A 12,520-nucleotide genomic window follows, 5' to 3' on the forward strand; every position below is an offset into this window, starting at 1 on the left:
GAACGCTTTTAACTCAATGGAAAACCGATGATTGACCAGAGCCAACTCCTGCGCCTGCTCGGACTGCCGCAGATCGCCATCGACCGCGTCGAGATCACGGACGCCGCTGTGCTGGAAATTCATGTGCACAGCACCGAGGAGGGCACGCAGTGCCGGAGCTGCGGCCGACGCATCACTGAGCCGCATGGACTCGGTGAAGAACGGCGGTTGCGCCATCTGTCGATCTTCGAGCATCGCACCGAAATTCTCATTCGTCCCAAACGGTATCGCTGCCCCGATTGCCGGGATCATCCCACCACCACCCAACGGGTGGACTGGTACGACCCGCGCAGCGGCTTCACCCGTGCGTTCGAACACAGCCTGATGCGCGCCCTGATCAACAGCACCCTGGAAGACGTCGCGCACAAGGAGGCCGTCACCCCGGAGCACCTCGACGGTATTCTCGATCGGTGCGTCCCGAGCCAGATCGACTGGACGACGCTCACGGCGCTGCCCGTGCTCGGGCTCGACGAGATCGCCTTGACCAAAGGCCACGGCAATTTCGTGGTGATCGTCAGCGCCAGGGTCGAGGACACCCTGAGCATCCTCGCCGTGCTCAAGGACCGTAAGCGCGCGACCATCGAGGCGTTTTTGCGCACGATCCCAAAATCCTTGCGGCGCACCGTTCGCGTCGTGTGCACCGACCTGTACAGCGGCTTCATCGGTGCGGCCAAGGCCGTCTTCGGCACGCACGTCGCCATCTGCGCCGATCGCTTCCATGTCGCGCGTTTGTATCGCGACGCCGTGGAGACGTTGCGCAAGACAGAACTGCGCCGGCTCAAGCGCGACCTGTCGAAAACCGAGTACGGCGGGCTCAAGAACGTCCATTGGATCCTGCGCAAGCGCGAATCCGACTTGAGCGCCGAGGAACGGCGGATCCGCGCCCGGTTGTTCGCCTATTCCCCGCAACTCGCGCAAGCTCATGCCCTCAGCCAAGCCCTCACCGAGGTCTACGACATGCCCCTGTCCAAAGGTCAGGCCAAGCGCAAACTCAGTGGCTGGATGCGACGGGTCAAGAACGCCGAGATGACGTGTTTTCAATCCTTCCTGAAAACGTTGCGCCGTCATTGGGACGAGATCACCAATTATTTTACCGAACGACACACGAGCGGTTTCGTCGAAGGTCTCAACAACAAGATCAAAGTATTAAAACGGCGGTGCTATGGCTTGAGCAACCTGCGCCGGCTCTACCAGAGGGTGTACCTCGATCTGTGCGGTTATCGGGTTTTCGCGCGCTGATCAATGAAAAACAACCGCTTAAAAATGGCTTGGACGGGGTGCGTCCAGCGATATTTTCAACCAACGTGTTCGGTCAAAATGACTACAACGTCATGTTTTTAAATATTTTAGCGCTTTCCCTGAATTCCGGGAGAGCCAAACAAGATGCACTTTGCCGCCACCGGCCTTACAGCGGCCGAGATCGTCTACGAGCGGGCCGATGCGGGGAAGCCCAACATGGGCGCGACCAACTGGAAAGGCCGTCAAGTGCAGAAGCGGGATGTCGGCACCGCCAAGAACTACCTCGACGACCAGGAAATCGACACCCTGAACCGCATCACCGTCATGTTCCTCGATCAGGCCGAATTCCGCGCCCAGCGGCGACAGGACATCCGCATGAGCGATTGGGAGGTCTTTCTCGATAAATTCCTCCGCGATACCGAGCTGCCCGTGCTCAAAGGCGCGGGCCGCACCAGCCATCAGGACGCGCTCGACCATGCCAACCGGCAATACGGTGCCTTCGCCGAGCGGCGTCGCATCGAAGCCGAAGCCGAAGCCGAAGCCCGTTATGTCGAGGATCTGAAGGCGTCGGCAAACGTGCTTGGCACCGAGCGGAAACAACTGAGGAAAGGCGCCCGAGGTAAAGGTAAAGGTGGAAAGGAGCAGGCATGATCAAGGTCGGCTTTCGGATCCCGATTAACCGGCGTTTCTGCGTCTACAAGCCGCCGCATCCGCGCGATGAGATCGAGGCGGATATGACGAAGCTCGAAGGGGAGATGGCGGGGCTGCGAGAGGGGCTCATGGAATGACGGCCCACGACTGGCAAACCTGGAAATTGTCCCATGCCTTCGGTCGCATTGGAAGTGGGAGCACACCCACATCCAGGGCGGAACCGTTCTAGCCCAGATTCACTGTTTTGCCGTGCGGTTGTCCTCGACTCTGGACACCACCGGGCAGCGCGGGTATAAAGCGCTGTAGTCGCCGCCACCCGAGAACCCGAGCGTGAATCTTCGCGAGGTCGTCCTGCAACCGGTTGCCGCGTCCGACGAGGCGCGCTTCCAGAGCCTGATGGCGACCCATCACTACCTTGGCGCGTTGCCGAAGATCGGCGACACGCTCCGGTATGTCGCCACTTGGCAGGGCCAATGGCTGGCGCTGCTGAGCTTCTCGGCCGCGGCCTGGAAGTGTGCCGCGCGCGATGCCTGGATCGGCTGGGACTTTCGCCATCAATACGATCGTCTGCACCTGATCGCCAACAACAGCCGGTTTCTGATCCTGCCCGAGCACCATGTGGCGAACCTCGCCTCGCGGGTGCTGGCGCTGAGCGAACGGCGTCTGGCCACCGACTGGCCGGCGCGTTTCGGTTACCCGTTGCTGTTGCTGGAGACCTTTGTCGACCCGCAGCGGTTTCACGGCACGATCTACCGCGCCGCCAACTGGCACGAGGTGGGCGAGACCCGCGGCTATCGGCGCACCCGCACCGGCTACAGCGCCGCGACGGGCCCCGCCAAGCGTGTCTTTGTCCGCCCCCTGCACGCCCGCGCCCGCGCCTGCCTGTCTCATCCCGTCCTCGATCCCCGTTACCGTCACGGAGCCCCGCACATCATGTTGAGCGCCGATCAGATGCTGTCTTTGCCCGAGTTCTTCGCCGACATTCCCGATCCGCGTCGCGGTCAGGGCCGGCGCCATCCCCTGCCCACGGTGCTGGCCATCGCCGCCGCAGCCACCCTGTGCGGGATGCGCGGCTACAAGGCCATCAGCCTATGGGCGCAGGACTTAAGCCAGCAAGCGCGGGCGCGCTTTCGCTGCCGCTGGCGCAACCGCCGCTACGAGGTTCCCAGCCGCACCGTCATCCGCGAGGTGCTCGTGCGCGTCGACCCCGACGCGTTGAACAGCGCCCTGCAACGCTGGAACCTCCAGCATGCCGAGGACGAGGACTTGGCCGTCGACGGCAAGACGATGCGCAATGCCATCGACGCCGATGGCCGTCAGACCCACATCCTCGGCGTCGTCGGCCACCGCAGTCAGACCTGCTACACCCAAAAAAAGTCGGCACCCTGCCCGTAGAGGGTCGCGACGAGGCCAAGCAAACCAACGAGATCGGGATGGTCATCCCGGTCCTCGAGACCCTGGACATCACCGGGAAGACCATCACCGCCGACGCCTTGCTCACCCAGCGCAAGCTCGCCGAGTACCTGCGTGCGCGCGACGCCCACGACGTCTTCACCGTCAAAGACAATCAGCCGAACCTGCACGCCGATCTTCGCCTGTTCTTCGAGAAGGACCGCGGTCAACCCGATTTCCGCGAGCCGCCCACCCCGGGCCATGGCCGCATCGAGAGCCGCGCGATCTGGACCTCCGAGCGCCTCAATGACTACCTGGATTTTCCCGGTGTCGGACAGGCCTTCCTCATCGAGCGCCACACCGTGGAGAAGAAGACCGGCAAGACCTCCACCGAGACCGTCTACGGGGTGACCAGTCATACCCGCGACACCGCCGATGCCGCACGGGTACTGGGCTTGAATCGCGGCCACTGGACGATCGAAAACGGCTGTCACTACTCCCTGGACTGGAACTGGGACGAGGACCGCTGCACCATTCGCACCGGCCATGGCCCCGCGAACATCACCGCGCTACGCCGCTTCGCCATCGGCGTCATCAAGGCGAAGTCCCGCGACACCGTCTCCGCCACCATCCAGCGTCTGGCGCGCAACCTCCGCCTGGTATTCGACTATCTGCGCATGACCGAGAACTCCCGCCGGCGCCCGCCGGTCCGGCTGGCGCCGGCGGGCTAGAACAGATTTGCCGTGCACCCACATCCAACGATGCTCGATACTACACAGATTCCGACGGCACGCCTTGGGTTACCACTGCGGAACTCAGAGAGAACTACATATCCTCTACGCGGCAGCAGGTTACTCAGGAAGCCTTAGATGATTATTCGACCCTAAGAGTGTACCGGCCGGGATCTGTGATGATGGCGATGTACGGCGCAACCATCGGGCGGTTGGGGATTACCGAAGTCGCTGCAACTTGCAACCAAGCGTGCTGCGTGTTCGAGGCGTCCGAGCAGTTTGACAATCGTTTCCTTTTCTACTGGCTTTGGCACCGCCGGGGCGACCTGATTGCCATGTCGGTTGGCGGCGGCCAGCCGAACCTCAGTCAACAAGATTTGCGAGAGGAACGAGCCCTTTGTCCACCGCCCGACACGCAGCGGCAGATCGCGCGGTTTCTGGATGAGAAGACCGCGCGGATCGATGGGCTGATCGAGAAGAAGCGCGCACTGCTGGACCGGTTGGCCGAGAAGCGGCAGGCCCTCATCACCCGCGCCGTCACCAAAGGCATCAATCCCGACGCCCCCATGAAACCCTCCGGAATCGACTGGCTTGGTGATATTCCTGCGCATTGGGAGTGCAGGCAGCTTAAGCGCCTCGTTGAAGATGGAATCGGCCTGCAAATGGGACCGTTCGGCGGAATGCTAACCAATCTTCCAGATTATGAAACGGGGTTCAAACTGTACGGACAGGAAAACACAATATCGGGCGATTTTTCGCGCGGAAGCAGATGGGTAGAGGAAGAACGATACGAGGAATTGAAGCGCTACGAACTATTGCCTGGTGACTTGGTCATTACCCGGAAAGGCTCGCTCGGCAACTGCAGGCGTGTGCCGGAGGGAATTGCCCCCGGAATTGCGGATAGCGACACAATCCGCATCCGGCCGAATCGATTACGGTTGATACCAGAGTGGGCGCTATTGCTCTTGCATGAGGCGCTATTCGTTTCAGAGCAGATTGCGGCAGAGCGCCGGGGAGCGATCCTTTCGGGTCTGAACACTGCTGTAGTGGGCGGCTTGATCTTGACGCTACCTCCCGTAACCGAGCAGCGTGCGTTGATGGACCATTTAGGTGCCCTGCTGTCCCCTATCGGCGCTATCGCCGAAAGAGTCAGGGATACAATTGACAAGCTTGTTGAATATCGGGCTGCTCTCATCACCACCGCGGTTACCGGCCAGATCCCGGAAGTGACCTAGCATGACCGGATCGAGCCACACCTGTGCGGCGTAAGACACCACTTAATCTGCGGCAGACGTCCGCCACGATCGACCAGCAACGTCGCACCATCGAATTGTCCCATCGCGGCCCTTCGACCAAAGTTGCTGTCAATGACAGCAATCGAGAGGTCACCACCATGGCAACCCTGACGGTCCGCAATCTGCCGGACGATGTCCACCGGGCGTTGCGGCTGCGCGCTGCCGAGCATGGCCGTAGCACCGAGGGGGAGGTCCGCGCCATCTTGGCCGAGGCGGTTAAGACTCCCGAGCCCCGGCGCTTGGGGGACGCGCTGGCTGCCCTGGGCCGGGAGGTCGGCTTGACCGACGATGAGATCACGATGCTGGAGGCATCACGTGACCGCACAACGGCTGCACCGGTGAATCTGGATTGATCCTGTTGGACACCAACGTGGTCTCCGAGGCGATGCGCCCCGAGCCTAATCCCCGGGTGCTCGCCTGGCTGAATACGCAGCCAACCGAGACGCTTTATCTGCCCAGCGTCGCGCTGGCCGAGTTGTTGTTCGGCATCGCTACACTGCCTGACGGGCACAGAAAGGAGCGGTTGGCCCGCGCGCTGGAAGGTCTGATGGCACTCTTTCCCGGCCGCGTGCTGCCGTTCGACGCCGACGCGGCGTGCCATTACGCCGACCTGGCACTTACGGCACGGCAGACCGGGCGCGGCTTGTCCACCGCCGATGGCTACATCGCCGCCAGCGCCGCCTGCTGGGGCTACGAGGTGGCTAGCCGGGATGTCTCACCCTATCGCGCGGTCGGGTTGACGGTGATCGATCCCTGGGCTACCCCGCCCGAGACGAGCTGAGCCCGCTGAAGTCACTACATGTGCGTTATGACGTTGCGAAGGAGAGCTGATGTCGGGACATGACGAAGCCGCGTTCGAGACTGCCATCGAGACCGGCCTGACGAGCGCGGGTGGTTACGAGAAGCGCAGTCCGAAGGACTACGATGAGTCGCTGGCTCTCTTCCCCGAGGATGTTACCGGCTTCCTAAGAGACAGCCAGCCGGCCAGATGGGAGGCGCTGGAGGCGCTGCTCGGGGCGAAGACCGCGACGACCGTGCTCGAGAGTTTGTCGAAGGAGTTGGAGCTCAAGGGCACGCTCCATGTCCTGAGGCACGGGTTCAAGTGCTACGGCAAGACCTTCCGAATGGCCTTTTTTCGCCCGAACACCCGCATGAATCCCGATGCGGCGAAGAGCTACGCGAAGAACCGGTTGACCATCACCCGGCAGGTCGGCTTTACCTCTGTCATGAAGAAAGCGGATGGCCCTAATGGAAATAGGCACCGCCGCTGCATCATCGACGTGACCCTGGCTGTCAACGGCATCCCCGTCGTCACCGCCGAGTTGAAGAACCCGCTGACCGGACAGCGGGCCACCGATGCCGTGCGACAGTACGAGAGCGAGCGGGACGAGCGCGATCTGCTCTTCGCATTCAAGAAGCGCGCCTTGGTCCACTTCGCCGTGGACCCGGACGAGGTTTGGATGACGACCCGACTGCAGGGCAAGGAGACCCATTTCTTACCCTTCAACCGGGGCAACAACCATGGGGCGGGCAACCCGCCGGTGGAGGGGAACTGGAAGACCCATTACCTCTGGGACGAGGTGCTGCAGGCCGACAGCCTGTTGGAGATCCTGCAACGCTTCATGCATCTGGAAGTGAAGGAGAAGCAGGTTACGACCGAGAAGGGCGTGCGCACCGTGCGGAAGGAGACCATGATCTTTCCGCGCTACCACCAGCTCGACGCGGTGCGCAGGCTGGTCGCGCACGCCAAAGCCGATGGGGCGGGCCGGAATTACCTGATTCAGCACTCGGCCGGCTCGGGCAAATCGAACTCCATCGCCTGGCTCGCGCACCGGCTGGCGAGCCTGCACGACGCACAGGACCAGAAGGTGTTTCACTCGGTGATCGTCGTGACCGACCGGCGTGTGCTGGATCAGCAGTTGCAGGCGACGATCTATCAGTTCGAGCACAAGACCGGGGTGGTCGAGAAGATCGACGAGGACACCCAGCAGCTCGCCCGTGCCCTGTCCCGGGGCACGCCCATCGTCATTACGACCATGCAGAAGTTTCCCTTCATCTCTCAGGCACTCTCGACGCTGGAGAAAAACGGCGGCGGTGTGATGATCGACACGGCGGGCAAACGCTTCGCCGTCATCGTCGACGAGGCGCACTCGTCCCAGAGCGGCGAGACCGCCACTGCGTTGAAGGGCATGCTGAACAAGCACGGGATCGAGGCGGCCATTGCCGCCCAGCTCTCCGGGGAGGAGGACGACGACCTGTCGGACGAGGCCAGGGCAGCCGTGCTGCGCGATGCCCTGCAACGCACCCGGCAGCCGAACTTGAGTTTCTTCGCCTTCACGGCCACACCGAAGTTCAAGACCAAGGCCCTGTTCGATGAGCCAGGTCCGTCCGGCACGTCACCCTTCCACGAATACTCCATGCGGCAAGCCATCGAGGAGGGCTTTATCCTGGATGTGCTCCGGAACTACACCACCTACAAGCGCTTCTTCGGGCTGATCAAACAGATCGAGGATGATCCCGATGTGCCGCGCAAGAAGGCCGCGAAGGCCCTGACCCGTTACCTGGAGCTGCATCCGGTCAATATCGAGCAGGTCGTTTCCGTCATCGTCGAGCATTTCCGGCTCTATGTGATGCATGAGCTTGGCGGGCGCGCGAAGGCAATGGTGGTCACGGGGTCCCGCCTTGCCGCCGTGAAGTACAAGCTCGCCTTCGACCGCTACATCAAAGCGCAGGGCTACAGCGGCATTCGCTCGCTGGTGGCCTTCTCGGGCACGGTCGAGGACCCGGACGCCCCGGATCGTCCTATACCGAGGTGGCGATGAACGGCGGATTGGCCGAGAGCGAGCTGCCCGAAACCTTCGAGCGCGACGCTTATCGGGTTCTCCTGGTCGCTGAAAAGTATCAGACCGGCTTCGACCAGCCCTTGTTGCAGACGATGTACGTGGTGAAGCGACTGGCCGGTGTTCAGGCGGTGCAGACCCTCTCGCGCCTCAACCGCATCGCGCCCGGCAAGTCGCGCACCCTCGTGCTCGATTTTGCCAACGAGGAGGACGACATCCATCAGGCGTTCAAGCCCTACTATGAGACGACGCCTGTAGGCGAGAATGCCGATCCGCAGCGCCTGTCGGAACTGCAGCACCGCCTGCTGGAATGGGCAATCTTCACGCCCGCCGATGTGACCGCCTTCGCCGAGGTCTGGTACCGCGGCAAGCGCGACCACTCGGCGAGCGATCATAAAGTGATGAATGCCGTGCTCGATGCCGTCGTGCAGCGTTTCCAGGAACGGGGGGAAGACGAACGCGAGGAGTTTCGCGGCCAGTTGACGGCCTATCGAAATCTCTACGCCTTCCTGTCGCAGATCATCCCCTACCAGGACAGCGATCTCGAGCGGCTCTATGCCTTCGTGCGGAACCTGTTGGCGAAGCTCCCGTCGCCGGGTGATGGCCGGGGATTCGTGCTGGATGACGAGGTGGCCCTGCGGTTCTTCCGGCTCCAGCAGATGACCGAGGGCTCCATCGACCTTGCGCAGGGCGAGATCTATCCGCTGAAGGGGCCGACCGATGTCGGCACGGGCGGCGTCAGGGACGAGGACGTTGCGCTGTCGAGTTTGATCGACCGACTCAACGAGCGCTTCGGCACCGATTTCGCCGAGGCGGATCAGTTGTTCTTCGACCAGATTCGGGCCTCGGCGGAGCACGACGAGACAATCGCCGAGGCGGCCCGAGCCAACAACTTCACGAACTTCGCGGCCTATCTGGATCGCATGCTGGACGAGTTGTTCATCGCACGCATGGAGGGCAACGAGGAGATTTTCTCGCGGGTGATGACGGACACCAAGTTCCGCTCGGCGGCACATGAGCACCTGGCGCGTGAGATCTTCCGCCGTGTACGAGGCCAAGACGAAGCGCACTGAACGAAGCGTCGTGCTGCGCTTTCGACGTCGCCTCGGCAAGATCTGTTCGTGTGCCTTGGCAAGATCTGTTCGTGTGCCTTGGCTGCGTGCCACCGCGGAGCGGGTGTTACGAGTTCCTTGAGGTTGGGATGGTCGTTCGTTCTAGTGGACGACGAGGCCGCCGGGAGGTCCGGAGCCTCGATTCTCGTGGTAGGGCACGGACCGACGCCGAGCGCCGGTCCGTGTGGGCGGGTCAGTCTTCCGCGCGTTGGTAGGCGTCGGCGAGCTGCTTTTGAATGGTGGCGGGGACCGCGTCGTAATGGCTGAGCTCGATGCTGTAGGTGCCTTCACCGCCGGTGAGGGCCTTCAGGCGTGCATCGTAGCCGTTGAGTTCCGCGAGCGGGACCTCGCCCTCGATGACGATCCGACCGCGGCTCTTGCTGTCGCTGCCGTTGATGCGGCCGCGGCGGCTGGAGAGGTCGCCTGCGAGGTCGCCCATCGCGGTGCCTTGGGCGGTGATCCGGATCTTGACGATCGGCTCGAGAAGGGCCGGGCGGGCCTTCTCCACAGCCTCGATGAACGCCTTGCGCCCTGCCGTCGAGAAGGCGATGTCTTTGGAGTCGACGGGGTGGAACTTGCCGTCGTAGACCGTGACGCGGATATCGTGCATCGGAAAGCCGGCGATGGCGCCTTCTTCGAGCACTTGGCGCACGCCTTTTTCGATCGACGGAATGAAGTTGTTCGGGATCACGCCTCCAACGACGGCATCGACGAACTCGAAGCCGGCGCCGCGCTCCATCGGCTCCACCCGCAGATAGACCTCGCCGAACTGTCCGGCGCCGCCGGTTTGTTTTTTGTGGCGATGATGTCCCTCGGCAGGGGCCGTGATGGTCTCGCGGTAAGGGATGCTCGGCGGATGGCTCTCGACCTCGACATGGTACTGCTCGGCAAGTCTGCGCAAGAGCACGCGTAGATGCAGCTCGCCGAGTCCGCGCATGACCGTCTCGTTTGCGGCGGCGTTGTGCTCGACGTGGAAGCAGGGGTCTTCGGATTCGAGCTTGTGCAGGGCATCGGTCAGCTTTTGCTCGTCGCCGCGTTTGGTTGGGTGGATCGCGAGACCGAACAGCGGAACGGGGCACTCCAGGCTCGAGAGGTGGAAATGGTCCTCCTCGTGCGAGTCGTGCAGGACGGCGTCGAAATGGATGTCGTCGATGCGGGAAACCGCCAGGATATCGCCGGGAACGCCTTCGGGGACCTCGATCTGCTCGGCGCCGTGGAGTCGATATAGATGGTTGACCTTGAACGGCTTGCGGGCGTCGCCGATGTAGAGCTGGCTTTGCGCCGTGATGCGTCCCTGGTGGATACGGAAGATCCCGAGCTTGCCGCGGAACGGATCGTTGATGATCTTGAAGACGTGCGCGATGGCGTGCTTGCCGGGGTCCGGATCAACGGTGACAGGCGTCATGTCGGCACCTTCGCCCTTGAGGAAGGGCGGGGGATTACCTTCCGAGGGATTCGGCATCAGGCGCGTGATGATCTCGATGAGCTCGTTGATGCCGGCCCCGGTCGTTGCCGACACGTAACAGATCGGGATCAGGTGGGCCTCGCGCAGCGCCGCCTCGAAGGGGTCATGCAGTTGATCGGGCTTGAGCTCCTGGCCCTGCTCGAGATAGATCTCCATCAAGGCTTCGTCGACCTCGACCACTTGGTCGATAATCCGGCTGTGGGCCTCGGCGACCGATGAGAAGTCGGCACCTTCGCCGCTCGGCTGGAAGAAGCAGTCGATGACCCGCTGGCCGCCTTCGGCAGGCAGGTTGATCGGAAGACATTCGGCGCCGAAGGTCTCGCGGATTTGATCGGTCAGTTGGGCCAGGTCGACCTCGGGCGCGTCGATCTGACTGACGATGATCATTCGGCAGAGATTGCGGTTGTCGGCCGCCTTCATCATCCGCAGGGTCATCGGCTCGATCCCGGACTGCGCATTGATGACGATCGCAGCGGTCTCGACGGCCGGCAAGACCGAAATGGAGCGTCCCAGGAAATCCGGATACCCGGGGGTGTCGATCAGGTTGACATGCTTTTCGTGTGCGTCGAAGCTGGTGATGGAGGCGTCCAGGGAGTGGAGCAGCTCCTTCTCCATCGGATCGAAGTCGCAGACCGTGGTCCCTTTGGTCACGTTGCCGGGTGTCGAGATCACTCCGGTCGCGGCGAGCAGCGCTTCGACCAGCGTGGTCTTGCCGGATCCGGCGTGACCGACCAGGGCAATGTTGCGGACGTCCTCGGCGTTGTAATCAGACATCGGTGATCCTGTAGTGGCGTTTGGGAGAGGTGCGGGGCGTCGTTCGGCTTCCCGTCGAGGTGTATTGACGGGGCGAAATTATACCGTAACTCGGGTGTCACCCTGATTGGGGATCGGGCGGAATTCGCGTCTCGGCCTGTCGCGGATCAATTTGCAAGCCGGATTTGCAGGCCAAAAAAAGGCGGCCGATCGGCCGCCGAAGGACGCACAGCTATTGAGAGGAAGAGCGATTTCGAGGCGATCGTGTCCGCCTGTCCGGACGAATCGATCTCTGGTCTCGACTGTCTGTATTCGCGCTATCCTAAATAAGGGATCCGAGAGCGTGGGCTCGATCGATGTCGCCGAGCGACTTCCGCTCGGTTTAAACGCCATGACCCGAATCGTTGTCGAAACGAGAGGACGGGGCGCTGATGCCCTTAGGTTAGCACATCTGTGGAGACGAAAAGATGTCAATGGTTCTGAAATCGGACGCCTTTGTCGACGGAGCGCGCATCCCGGTACGCTATACCTGCGAGGGTGACGACATCTCGCCGCCTCTGTCCTGGGCGAGTCTTCCCGAAGGTACCGCGAGCCTGGTCTTGATCGTGGATGATCCGGATGCCCCGGATCCCGCCGCTCCGCGGATGGTCTGGGATCATTGGATCCTCTATAACCTGCCGCCCGATGCCGTGCTCGCCGAAGGAATGACCTCCGATCGTCTTCCCCCGGGGACCGGCGAGGGGATCAACAGTTGGGGCCGGGTCGGCTATGGCGGGCCTTGCCCGCCGATCGGCTGTCACCGCTATTTCCATTGTCTTTTCGCGCTCGATGTCCGCCTGCCGAGCGAGCTGGGAAACCCGACCAAGGATGAACTCCTGCTGGCCATGGACGAGCACATCCTCGACCATACCGAGCTGGTCGGCATCTACGAGAAGCGTTAAACCGTTAAACCGCGTCTTGGAGCGACACGCGAGGATTTCAGGTGATGATGCGTCGCGGCGAC

Annotated in this window: 10 protein-coding genes and 1 pseudogene; 10 read left to right on the forward strand and 1 reads right to left on the reverse strand. The window is 62.3% G+C overall.

What is annotated here, in order from left to right; genetic code table 11:
• Nucleotides 1-27: 27 nt before the first annotated feature.
• The 9 genes and pseudogenes from BDD21_RS16975 (at nucleotide 28) to BDD21_RS17005 (ending at nucleotide 9,260) form a co-directional block, all read left to right on the forward strand.
• Nucleotides 28-1,278, forward strand: a complete 1,251-nt coding sequence (locus BDD21_RS16975; RefSeq protein WP_120795416.1) for an ISL3 family transposase — start codon at nucleotides 28-30, stop codon at nucleotides 1,276-1,278.
• 144 nt (nucleotides 1,279-1,422) lie between these two features.
• Complete coding sequence (rhuM, locus tag BDD21_RS16980; protein WP_120798150.1) at nucleotides 1,423-1,929, forward strand: RhuM family protein; 507 nt, start codon at nucleotides 1,423-1,425, stop codon at nucleotides 1,927-1,929.
• Nucleotides 1,926-2,066 (forward strand): hypothetical protein, encoded by a 141-nt coding sequence (locus tag BDD21_RS27905; RefSeq protein WP_170164794.1) that lies wholly within the window; start codon nucleotides 1,926-1,928, stop codon nucleotides 2,064-2,066. The genes rhuM and BDD21_RS27905 overlap by 4 nt, the downstream gene beginning before the upstream one ends.
• Nucleotides 2,067-2,259: 193 nt before the next feature.
• Entirely contained in the window at nucleotides 2,260-3,324 is a 1,065-nt protein-coding gene (locus BDD21_RS28730; protein WP_245969660.1) for a Druantia anti-phage system protein DruA, read from the forward strand.
• Between the two features lie 38 nt (nucleotides 3,325-3,362).
• Nucleotides 3,363-4,052 carry an ISAs1 family transposase gene (locus BDD21_RS27920; protein WP_170164795.1) on the forward strand — a complete coding sequence of 230 codons (690 nt, stop codon included), beginning with the start codon at nucleotides 3,363-3,365 and terminating at the stop codon, nucleotides 4,050-4,052.
• 5 nt (nucleotides 4,053-4,057) lie between these two features.
• Nucleotides 4,058-5,287, forward strand: coding sequence for a restriction endonuclease subunit S (locus BDD21_RS16990; protein ID WP_281269184.1), 1,230 nt, complete (start codon nucleotides 4,058-4,060; stop codon nucleotides 5,285-5,287).
• Between the two features lie 158 nt (nucleotides 5,288-5,445).
• Nucleotides 5,446-5,700, forward strand: a complete 255-nt coding sequence (locus BDD21_RS16995; protein WP_120799985.1) for a FitA-like ribbon-helix-helix domain-containing protein — start codon at nucleotides 5,446-5,448, stop codon at nucleotides 5,698-5,700.
• A 5-nt stretch (nucleotides 5,701-5,705) separates the two neighbouring features.
• Nucleotides 5,706-6,128, forward strand: coding sequence for a type II toxin-antitoxin system VapC family toxin (locus BDD21_RS17000; RefSeq protein ID WP_245969661.1), 423 nt, complete (start codon nucleotides 5,706-5,708; stop codon nucleotides 6,126-6,128).
• Between the two features lie 49 nt (nucleotides 6,129-6,177).
• A pseudogene (locus tag BDD21_RS17005) lies at nucleotides 6,178-9,260 on the forward strand (type I restriction endonuclease subunit R).
• Nucleotides 9,261-9,492: 232 nt separating this feature from the next.
• On the opposite strand, the gene fusA reads toward BDD21_RS17005, so the two are convergent.
• A complete protein-coding gene (fusA, locus tag BDD21_RS17010; protein ID WP_120798153.1) occupies nucleotides 9,493-11,538 on the reverse strand; it encodes an elongation factor G in 2,046 nt (681 codons plus the stop codon).
• Between the two features lie 446 nt (nucleotides 11,539-11,984).
• Between fusA and BDD21_RS17015 the strand changes: the two genes are divergently transcribed.
• On the forward strand, nucleotides 11,985-12,458 hold the full coding sequence (locus BDD21_RS17015) for a YbhB/YbcL family Raf kinase inhibitor-like protein (RefSeq protein WP_120798154.1): 474 nt from the start codon (nucleotides 11,985-11,987) through the stop codon (nucleotides 12,456-12,458).
• Nucleotides 12,459-12,520 lie beyond the last annotated feature (62 nt).

Source organism: Thiocapsa rosea (assembly GCF_003634315.1).
Taxonomy (GTDB): domain Bacteria; phylum Pseudomonadota; class Gammaproteobacteria; order Chromatiales; family Chromatiaceae; genus Thiocapsa; species Thiocapsa rosea.

Coding starts and splice junctions, on each gene's coding strand:
- BDD21_RS16975 (WP_120795416.1), top strand. CDS start 28: ATGATTGACCAGAGCCAACTCCTGCGCCTGCTCGGACTGCCGCAGATC.
- BDD21_RS17015 (WP_120798154.1), top strand. CDS start 11,985: ATGTCAATGGTTCTGAAATCGGACGCCTTTGTCGACGGAGCGCGCATC.
- BDD21_RS27920 (WP_170164795.1), top strand. CDS start 3,363: ATGGTCATCCCGGTCCTCGAGACCCTGGACATCACCGGGAAGACCATC.
- BDD21_RS16995 (WP_120799985.1), top strand. CDS start 5,446: ATGGCAACCCTGACGGTCCGCAATCTGCCGGACGATGTCCACCGGGCG.
- BDD21_RS27905 (WP_170164794.1), top strand. CDS start 1,926: ATGATCAAGGTCGGCTTTCGGATCCCGATTAACCGGCGTTTCTGCGTC.
- rhuM (WP_120798150.1), top strand. CDS start 1,423: ATGCACTTTGCCGCCACCGGCCTTACAGCGGCCGAGATCGTCTACGAG.
- fusA (WP_120798153.1), bottom strand. CDS start 11,538: ATGTCTGATTACAACGCCGAGGACGTCCGCAACATTGCCCTGGTCGGT.